Origin of the sequence: Mucilaginibacter sediminis, assembly GCF_051903035.1 — a bacterium.
GTDB lineage: Bacteria > Bacteroidota > Bacteroidia > Sphingobacteriales > Sphingobacteriaceae > Mucilaginibacter.
Genome location: NZ_CP170602.1, coordinates 4875830 through 4901155 on the forward strand (window position 1 = coordinate 4875830; position 25326 = coordinate 4901155).

General features: G+C 43.7%; 21 protein-coding genes and 1 pseudogene. 12 read left to right on the forward strand and 10 right to left on the reverse strand.

What is annotated here, in order from left to right:
- From ACFGVS_RS20020 to ACFGVS_RS20030, 3 genes are read right to left on the reverse strand one after another with little or no spacing between them, the layout of a single operon-like run.
- A complete protein-coding gene (locus ACFGVS_RS20020) occupies window positions 1-3129 on the reverse strand; it encodes an efflux RND transporter permease subunit (protein ID WP_439695317.1) in 3129 nt (1042 codons plus the stop codon).
- A gap of 4 nt (window positions 3130-3133) precedes the next feature.
- The gene (locus tag ACFGVS_RS20025; RefSeq protein WP_439695318.1) at window positions 3134-4213 is read right to left on the reverse strand and encodes an efflux RND transporter periplasmic adaptor subunit; all 1080 of its coding nucleotides are present in this window, start codon (window positions 4211-4213) and stop codon (window positions 3134-3136) included.
- A 13-nt stretch (window positions 4214-4226) separates the two neighbouring features.
- Window positions 4227-4733 (reverse strand): MarR family winged helix-turn-helix transcriptional regulator, encoded by a 507-nt coding sequence (locus ACFGVS_RS20030; RefSeq protein ID WP_274210828.1) that lies wholly within the window; start codon window positions 4731-4733, stop codon window positions 4227-4229.
- Window positions 4734-4803: 70 nt separating this feature from the next.
- Between ACFGVS_RS20030 and ACFGVS_RS20035 the strand changes: the two genes are divergently transcribed.
- The 7 genes and pseudogenes from ACFGVS_RS20035 to ACFGVS_RS20065 all read left to right on the forward strand — a co-directional run bounded on the left by ACFGVS_RS20035 (window position 4804) and on the right by ACFGVS_RS20065 (window position 11938).
- Window positions 4804-6606, forward strand: a complete 1803-nt coding sequence (locus tag ACFGVS_RS20035) for a M61 family metallopeptidase (protein ID WP_439695319.1) — start codon at window positions 4804-4806, stop codon at window positions 6604-6606.
- Window positions 6607-6702: 96 nt separating this feature from the next.
- Window positions 6703-6906: a DUF2683 family protein gene (locus ACFGVS_RS20040; protein ID WP_274210830.1), complete on the forward strand. Its 204-nt coding sequence runs from the start codon at window positions 6703-6705 to the stop codon at window positions 6904-6906.
- Window positions 6897-6980 (forward strand): annotated as a pseudogene (locus tag ACFGVS_RS20045) (Txe/YoeB family addiction module toxin); the annotation flags it as partial. The gene ACFGVS_RS20040 and the pseudogene ACFGVS_RS20045, both read left to right, overlap by 10 nt.
- A 34-nt stretch (window positions 6981-7014) precedes the next feature.
- Window positions 7015-7158: a type II toxin-antitoxin system YoeB family toxin gene (locus ACFGVS_RS20050; protein WP_439695320.1), complete on the forward strand. Its 144-nt coding sequence runs from the start codon at window positions 7015-7017 to the stop codon at window positions 7156-7158.
- A gap of 109 nt (window positions 7159-7267) precedes the next feature.
- Window positions 7268-8605, forward strand: a complete 1338-nt coding sequence (locus ACFGVS_RS20055) for an APC family permease (RefSeq protein ID WP_439695321.1) — start codon at window positions 7268-7270, stop codon at window positions 8603-8605.
- A 104-nt stretch (window positions 8606-8709) separates the two neighbouring features.
- The gene (locus ACFGVS_RS20060; protein ID WP_439695322.1) at window positions 8710-10122 is read left to right on the forward strand and encodes a glycosyl hydrolase 53 family protein; all 1413 of its coding nucleotides are present in this window, start codon (window positions 8710-8712) and stop codon (window positions 10120-10122) included.
- A gap of 163 nt (window positions 10123-10285) precedes the next feature.
- Complete coding sequence (locus tag ACFGVS_RS20065; RefSeq protein WP_439695323.1) at window positions 10286-11938, forward strand: M28 family metallopeptidase; 1653 nt, start codon at window positions 10286-10288, stop codon at window positions 11936-11938.
- Window positions 11939-11999: 61 nt separating this feature from the next.
- Here the strand turns inward: ACFGVS_RS20065 and ACFGVS_RS20070 are convergent, their stop codons facing one another.
- Both ACFGVS_RS20070 and thiL read right to left on the reverse strand, forming a co-directional pair.
- Window positions 12000-12425, reverse strand: a complete 426-nt coding sequence (locus ACFGVS_RS20070) for a hypothetical protein (protein WP_274210835.1) — start codon at window positions 12423-12425, stop codon at window positions 12000-12002.
- Window positions 12426-13472: a thiamine-phosphate kinase gene (gene thiL, locus ACFGVS_RS20075; RefSeq protein WP_274210836.1), complete on the reverse strand. Its 1047-nt coding sequence runs from the start codon at window positions 13470-13472 to the stop codon at window positions 12426-12428.
- Window positions 13473-13998: 526 nt separating this feature from the next.
- On the opposite strand from thiL, the gene ACFGVS_RS20080 reads away from it, so the two are divergent.
- Window positions 13999-15423, forward strand: a complete 1425-nt coding sequence (locus tag ACFGVS_RS20080; RefSeq protein WP_439695324.1) for a DNA/RNA non-specific endonuclease — start codon at window positions 13999-14001, stop codon at window positions 15421-15423.
- A 124-nt stretch (window positions 15424-15547) separates the two neighbouring features.
- Here ACFGVS_RS20080 and ACFGVS_RS20085 read toward each other — a convergent pair whose 3' ends face one another.
- From ACFGVS_RS20085 to ACFGVS_RS20105, 5 genes are all read right to left on the reverse strand, one after another.
- Window positions 15548-16543, reverse strand: a complete 996-nt coding sequence (locus tag ACFGVS_RS20085) for a virulence RhuM family protein (protein ID WP_090637837.1) — start codon at window positions 16541-16543, stop codon at window positions 15548-15550.
- Window positions 16544-16710: 167 nt separating this feature from the next.
- Window positions 16711-17499: an MlaD family protein gene (locus ACFGVS_RS20090; RefSeq protein ID WP_090637831.1), complete on the reverse strand. Its 789-nt coding sequence runs from the start codon at window positions 17497-17499 to the stop codon at window positions 16711-16713.
- Window positions 17496-18287 (reverse strand): ABC transporter ATP-binding protein, encoded by a 792-nt coding sequence (locus tag ACFGVS_RS20095; RefSeq protein WP_439695325.1) that lies wholly within the window; start codon window positions 18285-18287, stop codon window positions 17496-17498. The genes ACFGVS_RS20090 and ACFGVS_RS20095 overlap by 4 nt, the downstream gene beginning before the upstream one ends.
- A gap of 1 nt (window position 18288) precedes the next feature.
- Entirely contained in the window at window positions 18289-19065 is a 777-nt protein-coding gene (locus ACFGVS_RS20100) for an MlaE family ABC transporter permease (protein ID WP_274210841.1), read from the reverse strand.
- A gap of 91 nt (window positions 19066-19156) precedes the next feature.
- On the reverse strand, window positions 19157-19867 hold the full coding sequence (locus tag ACFGVS_RS20105; protein WP_439695326.1) for a pirin family protein: 711 nt from the start codon (window positions 19865-19867) through the stop codon (window positions 19157-19159).
- Between the two features lie 189 nt (window positions 19868-20056).
- Between ACFGVS_RS20105 and ACFGVS_RS20110 the strand changes: the two genes are divergently transcribed.
- The 4 genes from ACFGVS_RS20110 (at window position 20057) to mnmG (ending at window position 25239) form a co-directional block, all read left to right on the forward strand.
- Complete coding sequence (locus ACFGVS_RS20110; protein ID WP_439695327.1) at window positions 20057-20713, forward strand: NAD(P)H-binding protein; 657 nt, start codon at window positions 20057-20059, stop codon at window positions 20711-20713.
- On the forward strand, window positions 20710-22578 hold the full coding sequence (locus tag ACFGVS_RS20115; RefSeq protein ID WP_439695328.1) for an ABC-F family ATP-binding cassette domain-containing protein: 1869 nt from the start codon (window positions 20710-20712) through the stop codon (window positions 22576-22578). Before ACFGVS_RS20110 ends, ACFGVS_RS20115 begins: the two co-directional genes overlap by 4 nt.
- Before the next feature lies 1 nt (window position 22579).
- Window positions 22580-22825 carry a CBU_0592 family membrane protein gene (locus ACFGVS_RS20120; RefSeq protein WP_147054254.1) on the forward strand — a complete coding sequence of 82 codons (246 nt, stop codon included), beginning with the start codon at window positions 22580-22582 and terminating at the stop codon, window positions 22823-22825.
- A gap of 551 nt (window positions 22826-23376) precedes the next feature.
- Window positions 23377-25239, forward strand: coding sequence for a tRNA uridine-5-carboxymethylaminomethyl(34) synthesis enzyme MnmG (mnmG, locus tag ACFGVS_RS20125; protein WP_439695329.1), 1863 nt, complete (start codon window positions 23377-23379; stop codon window positions 25237-25239).
- Window positions 25240-25326: the final 87 nt, after the last annotated feature.

Consider the following 25326-nt stretch of genomic DNA (forward strand, 5'->3'; position numbering starts at 1 on the left):
TTAAAGGTTTTCAATCAATTTTATTTCTTTTTTTTCTGGCGCCGTTTCTTCCTCCGGCTCTTCTTCAGGGTCGCGGCGGGTTTTTGATGCGAAGATCACGTACATTAATGGGATAATATAAAGTGTTAATACCAGCGAGAACAACATCCCCCCCATAATAACAATCCCTAATGACACCCTGCTTTTTGCGCCGGCGCCCAATGCGAAAGCAATTGGCACCGAGCCTAATACTACGGCCAGGCTGGTCATCAATATCGGGCGCAGGCGGGCTGTGGCGGCTTCAACAGCGGCTTCATATTTAGCAATGCCATGTTCCATGCGCTGGTTGGCAAACTCTACTATCAGGATCCCGTTTTTGGTTACCAGCCCAACCAGGGTAATGATCCCTATCTCGCTAAAAATATTCAACGTTTGATTGAACAACCATAATGATAAAAACGCCCCGGAGATTGCCAGCGGCACGGTAAGCATCACGATGAATGGATCCATAAAGCTTTCAAACTGGGCCGCCAAAACCAGGTATATCAGCAAAAGGGCAAAGCCAAAAGCAAATAAGATATTTGATGATCCTTCGGCATAATCCCGCGATGGACCGCTAAGGGCGGTACTGAATGTCTCGTCGAGCAGGCTTTTGGAAATCCGGTCCATCTCGGCAATACCATCGCCAACCGTTTTGCCCGGCGCCAGGCCTGCCTGTATGGTGGCCGATTTATAGCGGTTAAAGTGGTAAATGGCCGGCGGCGTAGCGCCCTCCGTTATTTTCACCACATTATCTAATTGTACCAGGTTGCCTTTGGTGCTGCGCACATATACCGATTTCAGGTCGAGCGGTTGATCGCGGTTGGCCCTGTCAACCTGGGCTATTACCTGGTATTGCTTGCCGTTAATGAGGAAGTAATCTAAACGGCCGGCACTATAATACAACTGCAGGGTTTGCGCTATATCATCCACAGAAACCCCTAAATCGCGCGCCCTGTCACGATCTGTAACCACCCTTAATTCGGGCTTGGTAAATTTAAGGTTCACATCCGTTCCCTGGAAAACAGGGCTACGGGATACCTCGGCAAAAAACTTGGGCAGTACTTTTCTTATCTTTTCAAAATCCTGGTTTTGTATAACATACTGCACCGGTAACGATGTACGTGCGCCGCTGCCACCGCCGCTTATAGTTTGCTCCTGCACTACAATGGCCCGGGCATCGGGCATTTTGCTTAATTTTTTGTTCATCCAGTCGGCCAGTTGCTGCTGGGTTCGGGTACGCTGATCTGGCGGCACCAGACCAACACGCCCGAAACCGGTGTTTGCCGCGCCGCTGCCGCCAAATGAAGGCGAAACGATCTCGAGGTTAATATTGGCTTCCGGGATAGAATCGGCTACCATGTTAGATACCTTGTCCATATACCGGGTCATGTACTCATATGTCGCGCCTTCAGATCCGGTTACGCTGTAACGCAATAAGCTTCTGTCGTCAAGCGGGGCCAGTTCTGATGGGATAACTTTCACCAATATCCCAATTATAAGCAATGATACCGCCAGGATAACAAATGAAACCCAACGCACTTTCATAAATTTAACCAGCGTTTCGGTATAGGAAGTGGTCATGTTAACAAAAAACGGCTCGGTTTTTTCATAAAACCTCGATTTTTTATTGTTTTTACGGATCAGCTTCACGTTCAGCATCGGTGTTAACGATAACGACACAAAGGCCGATATTAAAACCGCCCCGGCCACTACTACCGCAAACTCGCGGAACAGCCTGCCTGTAAAGCCTTGCAAAAACACAATGGGTAAAAACACAGCAGCCAAAGTAACCGAAGTTGATACTACCGCGAAGAAGATCTCGGCCGAACCCTCAAAGGCCGCTTTACGGATTGCCATGCCCGCCTCTACTTTTTTGTAAATGTTTTCTGTTACCACAATACCATCATCAACCACCAGTCCTGTTGCCAGTACAATACCCAGCAGGGTTAAAATATTGATTGAAAAGCCAAACACATACATAATGAAAAAAGCACCGATCAATGATACCGGGATATCTATCAGCGGGCGGAAGGCAATAAGCCAATCGCGGAAGAACAGGTAAATAATAATAACCACCAGCACAAAAGAAATAATTAAGGTTTCCTGCACTTCTGTGATTGACTGGTTAATAAACCGTGTATTATCCAAGGCCACTTTTACCTTAATATCGGGGGGCAAATCTTTCTGGATCTGTTTTAACCGGGCATAAAAATCTTTGGCTATTTGTACGTAATTAGCTCCGGGCTGCGGTACTATAGCCAGGCCCACCATGGGCACCCCAGATTCCTTGAATATCGTTTCTTCATTTGCCGAGCCTAAAACAGCGTAACCGATATCACTCAGGTGGATAACCCGGCTGCTATCGGCACGAATGATCAGGTTGTTAAAATCTTTTTCGGTTGATAGCTTGCCAAGCGCTCTGATAGTCACCTCGGTATTATTGCCCTCAATTTTACCGGCTGGTAATTCAACATTTTCCTTGGCTAATGCGGCTCCAATATCTGTAGCAGTTAAACCGAGCGCCGATAATTTGTTAGGATCTATCCATAAGCGCATGGCGTACTGGCGCTGGCCCTGAATATTGATGGTACTTACACCGGGGATAGTTTGCAAACCTTCCTGTAATACGTTTTCGGCATAATCATCCAGCTGGTTAATATTACGTTTGTCGCTGCTTACCGTCAGGGTGATGATCTGGTCGGCGCTGGCATCAGCTTTGGTAACCACCGGCGGGGCGTTAATATCCTGCGGCAACTGGCGCTGCGCCTGCGATACTTTATCACGCACATCGTTAGCGGCAGTTTCCAAATCGGCATCCAGGTCAAACTCCACCGTAATATTACTTGATCCAACCGAACTGGTTGATGAAATATTACGGATACCCGGTACCCCGTTGATTGATTTTTCCAGCGGTTCGGTTATCTGCGATTCAATTACATCGGCATTGGCGCCCGAGTAACTGGTAGATACCGAAATAATTGGCGGATCGACCGAGGGAAAATCCCTCACTCCCAAAAATTTATAGCCGATAATACCAAACACAACAATAACTACCGACATTACTGTTGCCAATACCGGCCGTTTTATACTAACTGAGGATAAACTCATGGTGTTACTTTATTACTTTAATAATTTTTAAAGGAACTTTAGCCCTCATCTGTATCAAGCCCGAAACCACTACGCTATCGCCAGGCTTTAAACCATCAATAACCTGTATTTTAGTGTCTGTCCGCATGTCGGTTTTTACCGGTCTTGCTACAGCAATGCCGTTATGGGCAACATATACAATACTGCTTTTCAGATCAGGAATAACGGCTTCCGTTGGTAACAGGATGGTTTTGGGAATCTGGTCGAGTGTTAAATTAATTTTAGCAAAACCGCCCGCGGTTAATAAGCCTTTGGGGTTTGGCGCTTTCGCCCGTACGGTAATGGTGCGCGAGTTTACATCAATAGATGGCTCGATAGCGTACACTGTTCCGGTAAAGTTTTCCCTCGAACTTTCGGTATTAAACCTTATTTTGCTGCCTACACCGAGTATGGTTAGGTATCGCTCAGGAACTGAGAATGTGATTTTTGCCGGATCGATATTTACCAGCTGCGCAATAGGCGATGCCGGCGACAAATAGCTGCCGGGGCTCACATTCCTTAAACCAATGGTGCCCGAAAACGGCGCCCTGATTTCGGTACGGGATATTTGTGCTTTAATTACGTCGGCCGCCGCTTTTAATGAGTTTAGTGAAGTTAACGAAGTATCGTATTCTTCCTGGCTTATGGCTTCCTTTTGCAGCAATACCTTATTACGGTACTCCACCTGTTTGGCCAGTGTTACCTGGTATTGGTTTTGGGCCAATGATGCTTCCAAATCCTGGTTGTATACTTTAACCAGTAACTGTCCTTTTTGCACCTTGCTGCCTTCATTAAAATAAATGCCGGTGATATTGCCTGCAGTCTGGCTTACCAAACTCACTTTTTCGTTGGCATCAATGCTGCCGGTTACATCAATAATATTGTTTACGGTGGTATCCTTCACAATCATGATGTTAACGTTTACCGGGCCGTTCTTTTTTTTGCCGCTTTTGCCCCCAGCCTGGGCAGCCGCGCTTTCTTTAGCGCTTTTGCTAAAGAATTTGTTGTAAACCAAATAAGCAACCAGCAAGGCCAGCGCCGTGTAAATGATATATTTTGCTTTCATATTTAATCAACAATCATTTTGTGATTTTTAAATTGGGTTCGGTTGTACTTGGCTTTATGTTCGCCTGCATTTTTTGCAATACGCTTTCAAATATTTTCATTTCATGGGCCGATATACCCCTGGTAATATCCGCGTTGATCTGCTCAAAAGTTTCCACAATCTGCGGCACTGCCAGCTTTGCCTTTTCGGTAACCCGCAGCAAATGCTCGCGGCGGTCGTTAGGGTTGCTTTCTCGGTAAACAAAACCTTTCGCGGTAAGCATATTAATAATACTTACCATCGCCGATTTGTCCTTATCCAGTATTTGCGCCAGTGCGTTCTGGGTAAGCTGCCCGTCATGGTAATATATAAGCGACAGAATAAAATGGTACCGGGTAACATCCAGGTGTGCGGTATGCTTTGCCAGCACGTTAAGATATAACTTACCTAAACGTATCAGTTTTCGGGATATGGGTTCTATCAGCTGCATTTTAAATAAGCGGCAGCAAACATACTGAGCCACCGCGTTAATTAGTTGCATGTATCAACCATTTTACAAGTGTAAAACAGCCCGATATTTTAAAAAACTATAATTTTTATAACTTGCACACATGAAACCAATTAAGCTGACCGCGACTGTATCATTAATTTTACTTTTTATGAATGTAAACGCCAGTAAGGCGCAACCCCAAACAAATATATCGTACTCCGTTTCATTCCCTGAAGCCCAGGCCCATTATGCCGAAATAGAGATGAATATCACCGGGCTTAAGCAAACCACCCTTGACCTGAAAATGCCCGTTTGGACACCCGGCTCATACCTGGTGAGGGAGTTTGCCAAAAACATCGAGGCCTTTAGCGCCAGCATCAACGGCAAAATGGTAGCCTCGCCCAAAATCAATAAAAACACCTGGCGCATTACTACCAAAGGTGTAGCCGCCGTTACCATCAGGTACCGCGTTTACGCCAACGAGGTGTCGGTTCGCACCAGTTATATTGATGTAACACACGCTTTTTTATCAACATCCGGGATATTTATTTATCCTGCCAATATGTTGCACTCGCCGGCAAGCATCACCATAACACCCTATAGTGACTGGGCAAAAGTTTCATCCAGTTTGGAGATGGTTAACGGCAACCCTTTTGTACGCCACTCGCCAAATTTTGATATTTTGTTCGATTCGCCTATTGAAGTGGGCAACCAGGACATTTTTGGGTTTGACGTTGACGGCGTTAAATATGAAGTATGTATGTACGGCGGCGGCAACTATGATAAAGAGCGCATTAAAAAAGACATGCATGCAATTATTCAGCAGGAAGCGGCCATATTTGGCGAAAACCCTAATAAGCATTACACTTTTATTATACACAATCATTTGCGTGGCGGAGGCGGCATAGAGCATCTTGCGTCGACTGTTTTGGGTATTGGCCGCGATAATTACGGTAACGAAAAAGGATACCAGGGTTTTTTGGGGCTGGTAGCGCATGAGCACTTTCACCTTTGGAATGTGAAACGTTTGCGCCCGATAGTATTAGGCCCATTTGATTACGACAATGAAAATTATACCACAAACCTATGGATTGCCGAGGGCTTTACCGAATATTACCAGGAGGTAGCCGTTCGTCGCACCAATCTTTATCCCCCCGAAAACTACCTGGAACAAATTGCCAACGAGTTTAACGTATTAGAAAACCTGCCCGGCAAAAACGTGCAAACCGTAGCCGAATCGAGTTTTGATGCCTGGATAAAAGCATACCGCCCCAACGAAAACTCAAACAATACCACCATTTCTTATTACACCAAGGGCGCAATAATTGGCATGATGCTGGATTTGGAGATCATTAACAACTCGGCCCAAAAACACAATCTTGACGATGTAATGAAGTACATGTATGTAACCTATTACAAAACCAAAAAACGTGGCTATACCGATGCTGAGTTTAAAAAAGGATTTGAAATGTTTGCAGGTAAAAAATTGGATGATTTTTATAAAAAATACATAAACGGCCTTGACCCTGTTGACTACAACAAATACCTGGGTTACGCCGGATACAAAATAGTTGATGAACTGGCCGATAACAATGATGCAGCCCTGGGTATTACCACCGGCACCACCGCAGCCAAAAAAGTAATGGTCACCAGCGTAACCCGTGGCACTGCAGCATATATAGATGGGGTTAACGTTGGCGACGAAATAACCGCAATTGACGACAACCCGATATCCGATGGCTCAAACCTGATAACCGGCAAAAAACCAGGCGACAAAATACAGGTAACCGTTAACCGCGACGGGCAATCTGTTACCTTGCCGGTAACGCTGTTGAAAAGCAACAGGGTAAAATATAAAATAGTACCTGTTGACAGCCCATCGGCACAGCAGCTGGCCGTGCGCAAGAAGTGGCTGAGTTTGTAATTACGCAATTTAGATTGTTGAAAGCCCCGGGATATCGGGGCTTTTTTTGTGTTATACCTGACTGGTATTTACATATTAATTTAGCTAAATTTGTTTATGGAAACAATTGTTGTGCATCCCGAAAACAAAGAGCAATCTGCAGCAATCAAGGCGTTTTTAAAGGCCCTCAAAATTAATTTTGAGAAACATGATAAAGACACTTACAATCCAGTTTTTGTAGAACAAGTACTGGAAGGTGTAGCTGCGAGGAAAGCCGGAAAAAAGGGCGTTAGGATCGACACCGATAATCTATGGAAATAGATTTATATGAAAAAGCCATAAAGGACTTTGAATATTGGAAAAAGTCTGGCAACAAAGCTGTTCAGAAAAAGATTCAACAGATATTGGCCGACATGAAAGTTCATCCTTTTGAGGGCATCGGAAAACCAGAGCCCCTTAAATATAAACTATCCGGGCAGGTGGTCAAGACGCATCAACTCCGAACATCGAATAATATACGATGTGGTGAATGAAATTATAAATATATATTCTCTTCGTGGCCATTATGAATAACCGGGCTCTTTTCTTACCAAAGGGTTAAAACTCATTCATTTTTATTTTTTAGATAGAAGTTGTGGTTAAAAATATGCTTATTACCGCTTAAGTTATATTTTTATACCCTATGCCATCACCCGCCGCATTAAAAAAGATAAGGCCCATACAGCTTATTGCTGTTATCTTCTTTACCGTATCCGGTGGGCCTTATGGCCTGGAACCTTTGTTAAGCTATGCCGGCGATCATGCCGCATTGATTATCCTGTTAATTACGCCGCTTTTATGGGATGTGCCTGCCATATTAACCGTATTGGAATTAAACAGTATGATGCCCGTTAATGGCGGTTATTATAAATGGGTAAAACACGCACTTGGCATCCGCTGGGGTTTTTATGAAGGCTGGTGGACCTGGCTTTATACATTTGTAGACCTGGCCATTTACCCCGTGTTGTTTGTAATGTATGCTTCCTTTTTTTACCCCGAACTGACTCAATATAAAATACAGGTTTGTTTAATTGTCATTTGGGCTTCAGCGGGCTTAAATATATTGGGTATTGTACCTGTGGGCAAAGCAAGCTTATTTTTAAGCGCCATTGTACTGGCTCCCGTGGTTATAGTAATTGTACTGGCCCTTCATCACCATAGCGGGTCATTAACGCTGCCTGCACCATCTTTTAAGGGCCTCACATTTCCATCGTTCGGGATGGCATTGTATACCGTGATGTGGAATTGCCTGGGCTGGGACAACGTGACAACCTATGCCGAGGAGGTAGAGCGGCCGGTACGCTCCTATATTCTATCCATAATCATCGCGTTTACGCTGGTTATAATGGTTTACTTTTTTATAACCTGGGTAGCCCAGCAATCGGGCATCAATCATACCAAATTTACCGATGAAGGAATGCCGGCCCTGGGCGTGTTAATAGCCGGACATTGGCTCGGCGTTGTAGTTGCAGTAGGCGGTATGGCAAGCTCCTTAGGTATTTACGCCGCTGTGCTGTTATCTGTTTCGCGGGTGCCGCACGTAATGGCCCAGGACAAGCTGCTGTCGGCAGGAATCAACCGTTTACATAAACGGTTTAACACGCCCTTTGTATCCATCATTATTTGCTCGCTGGTGGTAAGTTTTATGATATTATGGAAATTGGGCGAATTGTTTATTATCGACGTAACCGTGTATGGGGCAGGTCTTTCATTAGAATATATTTCGCTGGTAAAACTGCGCATAAAAGAACCCGACAGCGCAAGGCCATTCAAAATCCCCCTGGGCGTGCCGGGGCTTTGTATCCTTTTAATGCTTCCAGTTCTGGTATATGTGATAGCCCTGGCCGGAACCTTCTCTTCAGAGGGCGATGCCATAAAGGCGTCTGTATTCGCAATCATCGCCCTGCTTAGTGCCGAGGTTGCCTGGCAGCGCATTGCCTTTTTCGCCTGGCTAAAACGATGGTACAAAAGAAACTGGTGATAAAACAATCCGAACATAGCCTTTGTAAAGATCATGTTATCCATTGCCGATAGTTTTACATCGACGCCTGTAAAGCATTATCTTTATTAACCATTTATAAAGTTATGTTAAGATCCTCTTTCTCTTTTATTGTCATTGGTTCCCTGCTTTTATTGGCTTCTGCTTCGTTTGGCCAGCGTCGCCGGGCGGTGAAGGCCGCCGGTCAGCCGGCCGAGGTACAACTTACCCCTTATAAAACTACCGTTATTGCCAATGGTACCGACGATGTAATGATTAAAGTGGTGGTAATTGACAGTAAAGGCGACGAAGTAAAAACGGCCCGTAACCCTATCCGTTTTTCGGTACTGGGCGATGCGCGGATAGCGGCAATAACAACATCCGGCAAAGCGGATGCTGCAGCTACAATAACTGATACATCGGCGCGGGCCAGCATGAAAAACGGCGGGCTTTGGGTAAAGTTAATCGCAGGGCGTACCCGTGGCCATATAAAATTTGAGGCTAAAAGCGATAGCTTATGGGCCGGATCAACCGAAATTCACACCGTACAGCCAGGAAACCCAGATAAGGTAACCAACGATAAGTACGTTGCCAAAAAGGTGACTGACAAAATATTGGGTGCAGATATATCTTTCCTGCCCGAGCTGGAAGCAAAAGGGGTTAAATTCAGTGATAAAGGCGTTGAAAAAGATGCCATTCAGATATTGAAGGAGCATGGCTTCAACTACATCCGGCTGCGTATTTTTAACGACCCAGCCGGGCCCAAAGGGTATTCGCCAACAAAGGGATTTTGCGACCTGGAGCACACCCGGCAAATGGCCAAACGCGTAAAAGCTGCGGGGATGAAGCTACTGCTCGATTTTCATTACAGCGATTACTGGGCCGATCCGCAGCAGCAAAACAAACCGGCAGCCTGGGTTGGGCAGGACTTTATCACCCTAAAAAAATCGGTGCAGGATTATGCCACTATGGTGATGCAACAGCTGAAAGATCAACACACCACGCCCGATATGGTACAGGTTGGCAACGAGATTAATCATGGAATGATTTGGCCCGAAGGGCAGATTAACAACCTGGATAGCCTGGCGCAGCTCATTTATGCCGGGATAAAAGGCGTAAAGGCCGTTAGCCCGAAAACCATCATCATGGTGCATATTGCCCTGGGCGGTCAAAACCTCGAGTCGCGCTTTTTTATGGATAACATGGCGGCGAGAAATTTGCCGTTTGATGTGATAGGGCTGTCATACTATCCCAAATGGCATGGCACCCCGGATGATTTGAAAGCCAACATGGCCGATATGGCCCATCGTTATCATAAACAGGTTATGGTTGCCGAGTATACTCAACTAAAAAAAGAAGTTAACGATATTGCATTTACAGTACCTGGCGGAAAAGGTATCGGTTCATTTATATGGGAGCCGCTGAGCACCTGGGAACAGATTTTTGACAGGGACGGAAAATCAAACGCGCTGATTGATGTGTACCCGCAAATTGCGCGCAAATACGGCATTAAGCAATAGTGGTAAGTCTAAAGTACTAAGTCGTAAGTCTAAAGTTGATTTTTTTGAATTAGCACTTAGGGCTTTGGGCTAAATACAATCCGTCAATTTATCGTTGATACTACAATTGGGGCGGCTTTTATAATCAACCCCAATTAATTACATTTGACAAAACACCACCTATATGAATATTAAACAATTTTGTTTTTTATTATTATTCGGCGCCGTTGTATTTACGGGTTGTAAACACGATAAAAAAACGGAAGAGGCAGCCAAGGCCATCAGCCCCGAAGAAATCAAAGAAAAAATAGCGGTACTGGCAGCCGATTCGATGATGGGCCGCAAGCCTTTTACCGCCGGAGAGAACAAAGCCATTGCCTACATCTCATCTGAGTTTAAAAAAGCAGGGTTAGAGCCAGGAAATAATGGCAGTTACTACCAGGATGTTCCTATGGTTGAGGTTACCAGTACGCCATCGCCAACCATGGAGATCAGCGGAGGTAAATCGCCGTTAAGCCTGCATGTTACCAGCGATTTTGTAGCTTTCACCCGCCGCGAGGTAGCTACTGTTGAGCTTAAAAACTCTCCTTTGGTTTTTGCCGGATATGGTGTTGTAGCACCCGAATACCATTGGAATGATTATGCAGGGCTGGATGTAAAAGGCAAAACGGTTGTGGTGCTGGTAAATGATCCGGGCTTTAAATCGGGCCGGAAGGATTTGTTTAAGGGCGATACCATGACCTATTACGGCCGCTGGACTTATAAATTTGAAGAAGCCGCCCGCCAGGGTGCCGCGGGGGTTATCATAGTTCACCAAACAGCGCCTGCAAGCTATGGCTGGAATGTTGTTTCGAACAGTAACTCGGGAGCAAAACTTTATTTAACACAACCCGACAAGCACATGAACCGCTGTAAGGTTGAGGGATGGATTACCGAAGATGCCGCCAAAAAACTTTTCGCAGATGCCGGCATCAACGGAGATCTTCGCGCCATTGCCCGCGATAAAAATTTTAAGGCTATTCCGCTTAACAGGACTGTTAACTTAACCGTTAACACCAAACTAAAATATTCTACATCTCATAACGTCATTGGCATTTTAAAAGGTAGCGCCAGGCCAACCGAGTGCGTGTTGTATACCGCCCATTGGGATCATTTGGGAATTGGCAAACCTAACGCGAAGGGAGATAGCATTTACAACGGGGCAATTGATAATGCCGATGGCGTGGCATCCATTATCGGGATAGCCAACGCGTTTAAAAAATCGGCGGCAAAACCGCAGCGTTCCATTGTTTTTTTAGCGGTTACGGGCGAAGAACAGGGTTTATTAGGATCTGAATATTATGCAACCCACCTTATTTATCCCCTAAACAAAACCGTTGCCGATTTAAACATCGACGCCATTGGCGATTATGGCGAAACCAAGGACATTGCCATAACCGGTAAAGGGCAAAATGAACTGGAGGACTACGTAGGTGATATCGCACAGCAGGACGGGCTAACTACGGTTGGCGACCGTACACCCGGCTCCGGAAGCTATTACCGGTCAGATCATTTCAATTTTGCCAAACTGGGTGTGCCTGCGCTTGATATTAATATAGGTAGCATCAGCAAGTTACATGATGGTACCTATGGCGCCGATAAAGAAAAAGATTATAACGAAAACCGCTACCATCAGCAGGCCGATAATTACATGCCGGATATGGACGCAACAGGTATGGCCCAAATTGCCGATATTCTTTTCAGGATAGGTACCAAATTGGGTAATGAAATCATCTTCCCTGGCTGGAAGCCTGGTTCGGAGTTTAAAGCGATAAGGGATAAAACTATGGCTAAATAAGCTCGAAAGGCTTAAAGCAACATACAATGGCCGGGCGCAATAGCATCCGGCCATTTTATATTTATAAGGCAACCCTTGGCCTGTTAAACCAAACGGACGCGCCCTTTGAAAAAAGCAAGGTGATGGCAGTAACTTCTAACAGGATCTCTGCTAAAAACAATCCCATTACTACCGGACTTAATTTTACAGCCGGATTTTTTTGAAAGAAAACTATGGCAGCCCATATGAACGATAGTAAATTAAAAACAATAAAAATCAATGTTACGATCCTGGCCCATTTGCGACCCTCGCCTGTAGCAAATATGATATAGATAGCCAAAAGCAATTCGGTAATAAATTCAAATAGGTGGATATGATCAAGCGAGTTATTGGCCATTTGAATAATCAATGCTAAATAAAGCAATGCTACGCCCCTTTTTACGGCTACAGGTACATTACCCTCGGGGTGATTGTTTAAATAAAACCTATTTAAAAGCCTGCCCAACATTTATTCTGATTTTTTGAAGGCGTTCCATCCCTGTGCTTTAAGGGGGTGCGAATTTCCGGATTTTGTAATCAGGTTACAGCCTGCAGATGCCTCGGTGATGTGCCCAATAATGGTGATATCCATTTTAAACTTGATTTTATCGTAATCAGATTGTTTTACGGTGAACAGCAGTTCATAATCTTCGCCGCCGCTTAACGCACAAACTGTTGGGTCAAGGTTAAACTCGCGGGCTGTTTCGTAGGTCATCGGATCAAGCGGGATCTTTTCCTCGTAAATATTGCAGCCTTTATCGCTTTGCCTGCAAATGTGCAGTATCTCAGAAGCAAGGCCGTCAGATACATCTATCATCGCCGTAGGTTTTACCTCGATGCTTTTAAGCAGCTCCACTATATCGCGGCGGGCTTCCGGCTTTAGCTGGCGCTCTACGATGTAGTCCTTACCTTCCAGGTCGGGCTGAATGTTGGGGTTTTCCAAATAAATCAGCTTTTCGCGTTCCAGTAATTGCAGGCCGGTGTAGGCGCCGCCCAAATCTCCGGATACGCAAATCAAATCACCTTCGCCGGCCCCATTGCGGTAAACAACATCGGCTTCGTCGGCATAACCTATTGATGTTACGCTGATTACCAGCCCTTGTTTTGATGACGTTGTATCGCCGCCAACCAGATCGACATTATATTTTTCGCAGGCTATGTAAATACCTTCGTACAGTTCTTCAATTGCTTCTAAAGGAAACTTGCTCGACAGGCCGATAGACACCGTAACCTGCGAAGCCGTACCATTCATGGCGTAAATATCGCTCAGGTTAACCTGTATTGCCTTGTAGCCCAAATGCTTTAAGGGAGTGTAAGCCAAATCAAAATGAATCCCCTCCAACAGCATATCTGTACTTACCAGCACTTTTTTACCTGTAAAATCAAGCACAGCGGCATCGTCCCCTACTCCCTTATTGGTACTTGGCTGTGTTAGCTTTATATTTTTGGTTAAATGGCTTATCAGGCCAAATTCGCCTAATTCTTCCAGATTGGTTCTTTCCTGATTTTCAAACATGTTTTTTGTAATTATGCCGGCATCTTGCCATCAATCAGCAAAAATACAATTATTCCCATTAGGTAAAGCGATAGAAGGTAAGGGTTTTAGGGCAAACGCATCTAAATTGGGTTAACATAACTTAACACATTTCAAATAAAATTCTTTGCAAATATTTGATTATCAATATCTTATTGTTTTGCATGGTTAACACAAAAACGGGTGCTTTACGCAATGTAAGCGCATACAAATATTTGCGTCTGTTGTTGGTTAAAACAAGTACCGGATGGACATGGATTTTTTAATCAGAACCGGGGAATAACGCAAGTTATGGTTTGATGCTTATATCTTCTTCACCTCCTAAGTTTATTCCGTCAACTACTATTAAATAAAGGTTCATCGTGCTAAGTATTTAGATGCATTTGCCTTGGTAAAGCCTTGAATTTGTGATTATTTCGATAGACAACTCACAACTATAGCATTGCTATAATTTATTAATATTTAGTTAATATAAATAGCTGATTTTTGCCTCATTAAAAACTATCCTATGAAATTACGAAATTTATTTATCTGCATTGGCTTAATGCTGGCTATGGCCGGCTGTAAAAAAGACCTTCAAAATCCGCACATCCCGCCCGGTGATACCACGGTTATACAACAGCCTGTGCCTTATACCGTTGTTGAAAATTTTGAAAACGGCAGCAAAACGGCCTATGCCATTGCAAACGTCCAGCTAAGTACCGGTTTGTGGAGTTTCAACGACGCATTGATCGGTAGCCTGGCTGCTGATGTTAAAGACGGCAATAAAGCAGTAAGGCTACGCGCAGGCGATATCACTATGAAATTTGACGTGAAGGGTTTAAAGCAAATCAGCATCAAACATGCCAAATATGGTAATGACGCAGCATCAACCTGGCAATTAATGATGTCGACAGATAGCGGCGCCACGTTTACGCAACTGGGTACAGACATTGCCGAAAACAGCACCAGCCTGGTTACCGACTCATTTAAAGTGACCACTACAGCAAAAGTGCGTTTCCAGATCAGGAAACTGGGTACAACCCGCATTAACATTGATGATATAACCTTTAAAGGCCTTGGCGATCCGGGAATTATTGTTGGCCCGCCCGATACCGGCGGTAGCGATACTACAGGCAACACCGGTACAGCCGCGCCCGACAGAGGCGTTATTGCCGGCACCGACGCACAGCCAGCAACCGGCGACAATAGTAACATTTTGCTGGGCAACCCCTCAGACGCGCAACCGGCTATTGTTATGGCCAATAACTACCTCATTGACCAAAAATATTACGAAGAATCATATAACAGTACCCGCGGTACACCAAACTGGGTAAGCTGGCACCTTGACGCTACCAATATCACCAATGCAACAGCCCGCCTGGATAACTTTGCCGGTTTTAACGGCTTGCCCACGGGCTTTTACGAAGTAGAAAGCAACAGCTATTCGGGCTCCGGGTTTGATAGGGGACATAATTGTCCTTCGGCCGACCGTACAAGCTCTGTTAATGCCAATTCGGCTACATTCCTGATGACCAATATGATACCACAGGCGCCGCAAAACAACCAGCAAACGTGGGCAAACCTTGAAAATTACCTACGCGAGCAAGTTGTTGCCGGGAATGAAGTATACATAATAATGGGGAGTTACGGAACCGGCGGAACGGGCTCAAATGGCGCCGTAAGTACTATTACCAGCGGCCATGTAACGGTGCCAAGCAATGTTTGGAAAGTGGCTATTGTTGTGCCAACCGGCGATGGCGATATCAGCAGGATTACAGCAGGCACAAGGGTTATAGCTGTTAACACCCCCAACATTAACACCATTAATGCCGACTGGAAACAATACCGCGTTACCGTGCGGGACATTGAGAAAGCTACCGGTTATAACCTGCTCTCAGCTTTGCCGCAAGTGGTGCAGGATGCTGTAGAAACCAAAAAGGATAACCTGTAACAATACTCACAAACACAAAAGAGGGCCTACTTTAAAACTAACAGTATAGTATAGAGGGTGGGCCCTTTTTTAATTAAAAATCAAAGCGGGATTATTTGCAGGCCTTAATTGGATAACACCGTGCTTATCCGGTTTTTTTAGGTTTTATTTTTTTAATGGTCTTGTCAATCTGGGTCAAAAAATGCTTTTCGACTTCAGAAAGGCCATTTTTGGTTTGCTCTTTATATTTTTCGAATTCCTCTTTCGCTTTTTTTAAGGCCTGATCGTGACTGATACTGCCGGCATTTTGTAAAATGTCGTTACCGGTCATTCTTACAAATTCGTCTAAACGTGCTATCCAATCACTCATGTACATAGGTTTCCGGTTAAGCGCCTGCAGCTCGGCCAATTCTAAATAGGCTGTTACCATGCGGTTAAGTACGTTCAATTCATTTTCGTTAAGGTAGTTTTTTGCAACTTCTATTTCCTGCCGTGTTGGTTTGTTCCCCTTGATATGGGTAAGGCCAAGGTTTGTTTTTTGGGCATCAATACGCTGATAAATAATTTCGGCTGCGGTATGGCCGTGGGCAGCCCAATGCATTTTATTTTGTACCGTTTGGAAAAAGAGGACTGATATTTCGAGTTTGGGATCGTAATCTATGCTGGTAGCGTAAATATCAAGTACCTTACTCCAAAATACCTTTTCGGACGACCGGATATCGCGGATGCGGGCAAGTAACTCTTCAAAGTAGTTTCCGCCTCCGGCTTGCTTCAACATATCGTCGTTCATTGTAAAACCTTTTACAATGTATTCCCTTAGCCTGGCAGTGGCCCATTGACGAAATTTGGTACCCTGGTGACTTTTTACACGGTAGCCGACGGAAATGATTACGTCGAGGTTATAGTAATTAGTTGGTTTGGTAGAAAAATCGGAAATTCCGATTTTTCTTATAGATAACTCACTATTGAGTTCCTGTTCTTCAAAAATATTTAAAATATGTTCATTAATTGTTGATCGCGATTTTTGAAAAAGTTCGACCATTTGATCAATCGTAAGCCAAACGGTTTCGCCCTCCAGGCGCGTTTCAATTTTTGTATTGCCGTCTTCGGTTTGATATATAATAATATTGCTATCGTCCATGAATTAGTATCTCCGTTCAAGGTTTAAACGAAGATACTAAAAACAATAGCATTGTAAAGGCTTTTTACCTATAACACCCGTTCCGATTGCCGCAACATATCTGAAATAGGTTCCTTCCCAATTAATGTCTTTTACAGTACAACACAGCCCTTTTAATTGAATCTTTTTTAGTTATTATCGTCTGCCTTTTCTTTCGCGGCCTTATCCTGGCCCTTCTGCAATTTTTCCTGGGCTTTCTTGATAGAGTCCTGCTTGGCTTTGGCTGCTTTTTTCTTTTTGTTGAAGAAACCCTTTAATAAAAAGTTTGATTGCGCAGCTTTCAGATCCTCATTTAAGGTGCCTGTGGTAGCATGCACATTTTTCATAGTTGTACGGGCCTGGGCAACAGTGCTTTCCAGGCTCCTGGATAGGTTATCGTTATTTAATAGCCTGCCAATACTCCCTTTTCCACTGTTTATTTTGCCTACAATTTCAGCTAAGTCGCCGGTCATCTCTTCGGCATTATCGGCCACCTTAGTTAGTTTGGTTATTATTTTATCCACATCAACCGGGTTTACTGAAGCAAGCCGGCCACCATCGGCAACCTGCTGGTTACTGGCGATACCGCCGGGAGCCAAAACAACCAGCTTATCGCCCATTAAACCATCGCTGCCGATGCTCAGTTTCGAGTCGGTTTTTACAAATTGCCTTACCTTATCGTTCAGGGTAAGATCAACCCGTACAGAGCTATCGGTTATGATGTTGATGGATTGAACCACACCAACGTTAATACCCGCAAAGCGTACATTGTTGCCCACCTGCAATCCGTTTACATTTTTAAAGGTGCCATAAACAGTAAAGGTGGAGTTAAACATACTTTTCTGGCTCCCGATGAAAAATACGGCGAGTGCCAGTATTACAAGGCCAAGAAATGTAAAAAGGCCGATTTTTATTTTTTGTGATGATGTGGTTTTCATGTTGTTTTGTTAAAAAATGATCGGACAAGTTCGTTTTCTGATTTTTGTAGCGCTGCCCAGCTGCCTTCGGCTATAAATTCTCCATCGTTCATAACCATAATTCTGTCTGCTGTAATGCGGGCGCACTCCAGGTCGTGGGTAATGATGATGGATGATGTTTTATATTTTTTTTGCATGTGGAGTATCAGCTCACTTATCTCGCGGGAAGTTATTGGGTCTAATCCCGTAGTGGGCTCATCGTATAACATAATCTCGGGGTTCACAATAAGCGTACGGGCCAGGCCCACCCTCTTGCGCATCCCGCCCGACAGATCAGAGGGCAGTTTATCAATCGCATCAAGCAATCCTACGTTATCTAATACCTCTTCTACTTTTTTATCAATCTCGGCCTGGTCTTTTAGTTTAAGTACCCTGGTGAGCGGAAATTCGAGGTTCTCGCGTACGGTCATGCTATCATACAAAGCACCGCTCTGGAACAGGAAACCTATTTTAATACGCAGCTGCTTAAGCTCTTCATCGCTCATTTCGGCTACCTCATCGTCAAAAACCATTAATTCTCCGCCATCGGGTTTTAGCATGCCAACCACACATTGTATGGTAACCGATTTGCCTTGACCCGATCGGCCCAGCACCACCATATTCTCGCCCCTCTTCAGGTCGAAAGTGATATTTTTTAATACCTCCTTCTCCCCGAACGACTTCTTTATACCTTTGGCGTGTATAACCACCTCATCCTTAGACTCAAGTGGTTTTTCCGTCTTTTCAATATTTTCCTTTACTACTGCCATCTTATCTATAATATAACATACTGGTGATTTGTACAGCAATAGCGTCGATAACGAAGATCCAAAGCGAAGCGGTTACCACAGCAGAATTTGCGGCAATGCCCACACTTTCAGTTCCTTTATTGGAGTGATAACCCTTGTAGCATCCCACAAAGCCTATCGCGAAGCCAAAGAATACTGTTTTAACTACAGCTGGTAAAAAGTCTGAAAAATCAAGCGAGCCAATACATTTCTGAAAATACAGGGTGAAGCTTATTTTGTCGTTGATGTTAAGGGCCAGGAAACCACCCGCTAAGCCTATTACATCACCAATTACCGATAATAATGGCACCATTAAACTGGTTGCTATAATGCGGGTTACTACCAGGTATTGTATTGGGTTGGCGCCGGATACCTCCATGGCATCTATTTGCTCGGTAACCTTCATACTGCCCAACTCGGCGCCAATACTGGAGGCTATTTTACCAGCGCAAATAATGGCGGTAATAACAGGGCCCATTTCGCGCACAAACGATACAGCGAGTGTTTTAGGCAGCATACTTGCCGCACCAAGCGAGACCAGCGATGGTCTTAGCTGAAGAATTAGTACAAAGCCCATGATGAAGGAGGTAATGCCCACCAACATCAGGGACCTGTAGCCAATTTCGTAACATTGCCGCACAAACTCCGACCATTCGAAGCCGCCTGCAAAAATATTTCTGAAAAATCTGCCGAAGAAGACACATTGTTCGCCAATGTTTAGCATCCACCTTCGCCAGCCGGTAATTACCTGTTCTGCCATATATTAGGTTATAATTTGACATACAACAACGTATTGTCAAAATGTTTTGCAGTTCAGAAAAAATCGGCTCTTGGCGGTCGGCTTGCAGGATTTATGACATGGGTACGTCAATGATCAGGTAACGGGATTCTTCTTGGGCTTCAATTGTAAATGAACTACTATCATAAACACCTATAGCGTCCCGTTTGTTTAGTAGGGTGCCATTTATTTTAGCAAGGCCATCTAACAAGAACACATAAGCGCCGTTACCGGGTGTTTTTATAGCATAATTTAAGGCCTTTCCAGCCTCGAAAGTACCCATGCTGAAAGTGGCATCCTGGTGCAGCCAAAGGTTGCCTTCGCTCCTATCCGGTGATACCAGCACGGTTAGTTCATTTAACTTAAACTGACCACTAAAACTCTTTTGATCGTATCTTGGTGCTACATTTCGCTCTTTAGGAAACAACCATATCTGTAATGTTTTAGCGGCATCTGTTTTAGATGCATTATATTCTGAATGATAAACACCGGTTCCGGCCGACATTACCTGTACATCACCGGCATTAATAACGCCTTTGTTGCCCATATTATCCTGATGTTCAAGGCCGCCTTCCAGCGGGATGGTAACAATTTCCATATTATCATGCGGATGCAGGCCAAAACCCTTGCCCCCGGCTATTATATCGTCATTTAAAACCCGAAGAGCTCCAAAACTCATCAGTTCGGGGTTATAGTAAGGGCCAAAGCTGAAAGAGAAATTTGCCTTTAACCAACCTATATCATTTTTTCCACGTTCGTTTTCGGGATAAAATATTGTTTTCATTGTTATATGTTCCTTTTTATATGTTTAAACATCAATAGACGTGCCAAGAGGCTGGCCTGGCGTGTTAATATGGCGGTGAAGACTCACCCGAAGGGCGCAGCCTCGTCGGGTGAGTCTTCACCGCCGTTCAAACCGCTTTATATTTACACTGATTTAATTATGTGTATTTTTGCAAAAAATTAAGTATCAATGGCAAATAAAGCTATTATTGCAGGTTCAACAGGACTTATTGGCAGTAAATTGCTCCAAATTTTGCTGCGCGAAAGCTTTTACGACGAAGTTTTGATCCTTGTGAGGAAAAAAATAGATTTCGATCATAAAAAATTAACGCAGCTGGTGGTCAATTTCGACCAGTTGGATAGCTATGCCGATACGCTAACGGGGCATGCTTTATTCAGTTGCCTCGGTACAACCAATGTCAAAACGCCGGACAAAACAGTTTACAGGCATATCGATCATGATTATCCTGTTCAACTGGCGCAATTGGCGTTAAAGAATGGTATCGGGCAGTATCATTTGGTATCATCCATTGGTGCTGATCCTGGTTCGTCGTTTTTTTACACCAAAACTAAGGGCGAAACAGAGGCTGATATCTGGAAATTGGGGTTACCTAAGTTATATATTTACCGCCCATCGATGCTAACAGGCAACAGACAGGAAAAACGATCAATGGAAAAAGCGCTGATCGCCTTCTATAAAATAATAGATTCCTTGTTATTTGGCAGCTGGAAAAAATACCGGAGCATCGCCGGCGAAACTGTAGCTATAGCCATGTACAAACAATCAACAAAAAACAATACTGGCACGTTTATATACGAGTCTGATCAAATAAAGCAACTATCGTGAGTACTTATCTATCTGCCGAGAACCTTGGCCATCAATTTCATGACAACTGGTTATTTAAAAATATAACCATAGGCATTAACCGCGGCCGCAGGGTTGCATTGGTTGGTGTTAATGGCGCCGGCAAATCAACCTTATTAAAATTATTGGCCGGCTATATCAAACCGACCGAAGGTAAGGTAGTGCAGGCGCGCGACCTGAATATGGGCTACCTTGAACAGGATCCCGGCTTTAAGGATGCCGTAACCATCAGCGATTATATTTTTCATGCCGATGATGTACAGCAGCAAATGATCCGTAAATACGAAGAATTGCTGGAAAACGACCCTGACAACGCCAAGGCGCTTGAAAAAATCATGGAAGAGATGAGCGAGGTTGATGCCTGGGAATACGAGTACAAAATAAAAACTATTTTGGGCCGGTTGGATATTCATCATCTTAACCAGCACATCAATACCTTGTCGGGCGGGCAAAAGAAACGTTTGGCGCTTGCCAAGCTGTTGATTGAGGACCCTGACATTTATATTTTGGATGAGCCTACCAACCACCTGGATATTGATACCATTGAGTGGCTGGAAAAGTTATTGACCGACGGATCAAAAACTATACTGATGGTTACGCACGACAGGTACTTTTTAGATAACGTTTGTAACGAGATACTGGAAATTGACCGTGGTAAGATAGTACCCTACAATGGCAGCTACGCTTATTACCTTGAAAAGAAAGCCGAGCGCGATGCGGCAGACGAAGCATCCTTCCAGAAAAACAGCAACCTGTTAAGGAAAGAATTGGAATGGATGCGTCGTCAGCCACAGGCGCGCGGTACCAAATCAAAGGCCCGTATTGATGCTTACTATGACCTTGAAGAAAAAACCAAACAGGGCGGAGCCCGTGATAAGGTTGAACTGAGTGTAAAAACAGCACGCCAGGGCAACAAAATTATGGAGATGGAGCACCTGTATAAAGGCTTCAATGGCAATACCTATATCGAAAACTTTAGCTACGTATTTAAAAAAGGTGACAGGATTGGCTTAGCCGGTAAAAATGGTACAGGAAAATCAACCTTGCTAAATTTAATCACCGGAGGCTTACAACCCGATAAAGGAACCATTGTAAAAGGCGAAACCACGGTTATCGGCTACTTTCATCAATCTGGAATTTTATTTAAAGAGGATGACCGCGTGATAGATGTGGTAAAAAACGTGGCCGAGTTTATTACTATGGCCGATGGTAAAATGATTTCAGCCTCGGCCCTGCTCACTTTGTTCCTGTTCCCTCCTGCCAAGCAGTATGGTTTTATATCCAAACTAAGCGGTGGCGAAAAGAAACGTTTGCAGCTGATGAGCATCCTGATGAAGAATCCTAATTTCCTGATCCTGGATGAGCCTACCAACGATTTGGATATTGATACTCTGAATGTATTGGAAGAGTTTTTAACCAACTATTCGGGTATATTAATGATGGTATCGCACGATAGGTATTTGCTTGATAAACTAACCGACCAGCTATTTATTATGGAAGGACAAGGTAAAGTGCGCATATATAACGGCAACTATTCATCGTACCGGGTTGAGTTGGATGAAGCCAAACAACAGAATAAAAAAGGCAATACTGCCCCTACCCCTGTTGCTGCTCCTGTAGCTAAAAAAAGCAAATTAAGTTTCAAGGAAGCTAAGGAATTAGAGACTATAGAGGCCGAAATTACCGTTATAGAAAACAGCATAAAAGCTAAAACCGACGAACTAAACAAGGTGGGTATTGAACTGGCAAAGCTTAATGAAACCATAGCACAGATAGCAGATTTAAATAAAAAACTGGATGCCAAAAGCGCCCGTTGGATGGAATTAACCGAGTTAAACGAAGTATAAAATGAAACTATCAGATATCATAGCATCTATAGGTGTTATTATTTTATTGATAGCCTTTGTGCTTAATTTACTGAATAAACTTTCGTCAGAAAGCAGGTTATATAAACTGTTGAATTTTATAGGTGCGGGTACTTGCTGCTATGCATCGTATATGGTAAGCTTCTACCCTTTTGTTGTTTTAGAGGGTGTTTGGGGTACTGTAGCACTGGTATCTTTATTGCGGGTTCCACGTGGAACGTCAGTTTAAAAGGAGATTATTTATAGTTATTTTAACACACAAATGCTATACAAATGAGATACTAATAAACAATAAAGTTACTTTTTTATGTAATAAACTGATACTTTTTAATACAAGTATTACAAACGATAGGCTGATACAGATTCTCATGTTCCACGTGGAACATGAGAATAAAACAGAGCCATCCTGTCAAAATATATTCAGTTCGATCCTCGTTATTTTATGTTCCACGTGGAACATAAAAAGAATACCATCATTAACTCGGTATTAGCAAAAGAGGCCATAACTGTAGTTTAATAAATACTATTGGCACCGATTAAAGCTAATTACGGCGTATAAATCATTCAGGTTTTATTCGTGTAATTCGAAAAAATTCGGAACAATTAGTGTGATAAATTAACAAAAGCAGTAATAACTGCAGTTTAAATAGATACTAATTGGCTCCTATTAAAGCTAATTAGAGCATACAAATCATCCGGGTTTTATTCGTGTAATTCGAAAAAATTCGTAACAATTAGTGTGATAAATTTGATGTTCCACGTGGAACATGGAGGTATAAAATGTTTAAGAAATATAACGTTATTGTGGTTGGTGCGGGGCATGCAGGCTGTGAAGCAGCGGCAGCAGCAGCCAACCTGGGATCGTCTGTTTTACTCATCACCATGAATATGGGGGTGATTGCACAGATGAGTTGTAACCCCGCTATGGGTGGCGTTGCCAAGGGACAGATAGTGCGCGAGATTGATGCATTGGGTGGCTACTCGGGTATTATCACCGATAAAACATCCATTCAATTCAGGATGCTCAACCAGTCAAAAGGCCCTGCTATGTGGAGCCCGAGAGCGCAAAGCGATCGTATGCGGTTTGCCGAAGAATGGCGTTTAGCACTGGAGCGTACCCCTAATGTCGACTTCTGGCAGGATACTGTTTCGTCTCTTTTAATCAAAGGAAATACCATTGCGGGAGTACGTACTTCATTAGGTGTGGAGATAGAAGCCGACGCAGTTGTACTCACCAATGGTACCTTTTTAAATGGCATCATTCATATAGGAGAAAAGAAATTTGGAGGTGGCCGTGCCGGAGAAAAATCGGCAACAGGACTCACCGAACAACTGATTGAATTGGGTTTTGATGCCGGGCGAATGAAGACTGGTACCCCTCCCCGCATTGACGGACGCAGCCTTAATTACTGCCTGATGGAAGAGCAATGGGGCGACGACGAACGTGGTCGTTTCTCCTACACCGATGTTGAAATGATACAACAGCAACGCTGCTGCTGGATTACTTATACCAATACCAATGTACACGAAACCTTAAAAGAAGGCTTCGAAAAATCGCCAATGTTTACCGGCCGCATCAAAGGATTGGGCCCAAGGTATTGCCCATCTATTGAAGATAAGATAAACCGTTTTGCAGAGCGTGATCGTCACCAGATTTTTGTTGAGCCTGAAGGATTAAACACTGTAGAGATTTATGTAAATGGTTTCTCAACCTCCCTGCCCGAAGATGTACAGTATAAAGCATTGATCCAAATACCCGGCTTCGAGAAAGCCAAAATGTTCCGCCCCGGATACGCCATCGAATATGACTACTTCCCACCTATCCAGTTAGGCCTTACTTTAGAAACAAAACTAATAAGCAACCTTTACTTCGCGGGGCAAATCAACGGCACCACCGGATATGAGGAAGCAGCATCGCAGGGCTTCATAGCAGGTATCAACGCGCATCAAAAAATCAATGATAAACATGAACTGATCCTGAAAAGATCGGAGTCGTATATCGGTGTATTGATTGACGACCTGGTAACTAAAGGAACCGAAGAACCATACCGCATGTTTACTTCAAGGGCGGAACACCGCTTGTTGTTACGACAGGATAATGCCGACATCCGCCTCTCTCCTATGGGCCATGATTTAGGTTTGATAAGCGACGAGCGTTTGGATAAGGTACACCAGAAGATTAAAAACTCCGATGATATTGTTGCCTACACCCGCACCAAATCTATCGACCCATCTACAGTAAATGGTTTGCTGGATGAGTTGGGTACATCGGCCATTAGCCAGGGCGCCAAACTTTTCAATTTGTTAAGCCGTCCGCAGGTTGGCTTTATTGATCTTAAAAAAGCCGACACCGGGCTGGAAGAATTATTATCGGCCTACGACAAAGAAACAATTGAGCAGGCTGAAATAAAAATCAAATATGAGAGTTACTTTATAAAAGAAATGGAAATTGTTGACCGGATGAAAAAAATGGAAGACCGCGAGATCAATCCAAATTTCGATTATCACACTTTAGTTTCGTTATCAAAAGAAGCCCGCGAAAAATTGATGAAGATAAAACCACGCACTTTAGGCCAGGCATCCCGAATTTCGGGCGTTTCGCCGTCGGATATTTCAGTTTTGATGGTTCATGTGTCCCGATAGATTATAACTAACTGATAATTAATAGTTTACAAAAAGTCTTTTTAAATCAATTATTTTAGATTTTTAATAGTAGGATTCGTAAAAATA

Excerpts from the sequence above, each read along its gene's own strand:
- ACFGVS_RS20020 (WP_439695317.1), bottom strand. The coding sequence starts at position 3,129 with ATGAGTTTATCCTCAGTTAGTATAAAACGGCCGGTATTGGCAACAGTA.
- ACFGVS_RS20025 (WP_439695318.1), bottom strand. The coding sequence starts at position 4,213 with ATGAAAGCAAAATATATCATTTACACGGCGCTGGCCTTGCTGGTTGCT.
- ACFGVS_RS20030 (WP_274210828.1), bottom strand. The coding sequence starts at position 4,733 with ATGCAACTAATTAACGCGGTGGCTCAGTATGTTTGCTGCCGCTTATTT.
- ACFGVS_RS20035 (WP_439695319.1), top strand. The coding sequence starts at position 4,804 with ATGAAACCAATTAAGCTGACCGCGACTGTATCATTAATTTTACTTTTT.
- ACFGVS_RS20040 (WP_274210830.1), top strand. The coding sequence starts at position 6,703 with ATGGAAACAATTGTTGTGCATCCCGAAAACAAAGAGCAATCTGCAGCA.
- ACFGVS_RS20055 (WP_439695321.1), top strand. The coding sequence starts at position 7,268 with ATGCCATCACCCGCCGCATTAAAAAAGATAAGGCCCATACAGCTTATT.
- ACFGVS_RS20060 (WP_439695322.1), top strand. The coding sequence starts at position 8,710 with ATGTTAAGATCCTCTTTCTCTTTTATTGTCATTGGTTCCCTGCTTTTA.
- ACFGVS_RS20065 (WP_439695323.1), top strand. The coding sequence starts at position 10,286 with ATGAATATTAAACAATTTTGTTTTTTATTATTATTCGGCGCCGTTGTA.
- ACFGVS_RS20070 (WP_274210835.1), bottom strand. The coding sequence starts at position 12,425 with ATGTTGGGCAGGCTTTTAAATAGGTTTTATTTAAACAATCACCCCGAG.
- thiL (WP_274210836.1), bottom strand. The coding sequence starts at position 13,472 with ATGTTTGAAAATCAGGAAAGAACCAATCTGGAAGAATTAGGCGAATTT.
- ACFGVS_RS20080 (WP_439695324.1), top strand. The coding sequence starts at position 13,999 with ATGAAATTACGAAATTTATTTATCTGCATTGGCTTAATGCTGGCTATG.
- ACFGVS_RS20085 (WP_090637837.1), bottom strand. The coding sequence starts at position 16,543 with ATGGACGATAGCAATATTATTATATATCAAACCGAAGACGGCAATACA.
- ACFGVS_RS20090 (WP_090637831.1), bottom strand. The coding sequence starts at position 17,499 with ATGAAAACCACATCATCACAAAAAATAAAAATCGGCCTTTTTACATTT.
- ACFGVS_RS20095 (WP_439695325.1), bottom strand. The coding sequence starts at position 18,287 with ATGGCAGTAGTAAAGGAAAATATTGAAAAGACGGAAAAACCACTTGAG.
- ACFGVS_RS20100 (WP_274210841.1), bottom strand. The coding sequence starts at position 19,065 with ATGGCAGAACAGGTAATTACCGGCTGGCGAAGGTGGATGCTAAACATT.
- ACFGVS_RS20105 (WP_439695326.1), bottom strand. The coding sequence starts at position 19,867 with ATGAAAACAATATTTTATCCCGAAAACGAACGTGGAAAAAATGATATA.
- ACFGVS_RS20110 (WP_439695327.1), top strand. The coding sequence starts at position 20,057 with ATGGCAAATAAAGCTATTATTGCAGGTTCAACAGGACTTATTGGCAGT.
- ACFGVS_RS20120 (WP_147054254.1), top strand. The coding sequence starts at position 22,580 with ATGAAACTATCAGATATCATAGCATCTATAGGTGTTATTATTTTATTG.
- mnmG (WP_439695329.1), top strand. The coding sequence starts at position 23,377 with ATGTTTAAGAAATATAACGTTATTGTGGTTGGTGCGGGGCATGCAGGC.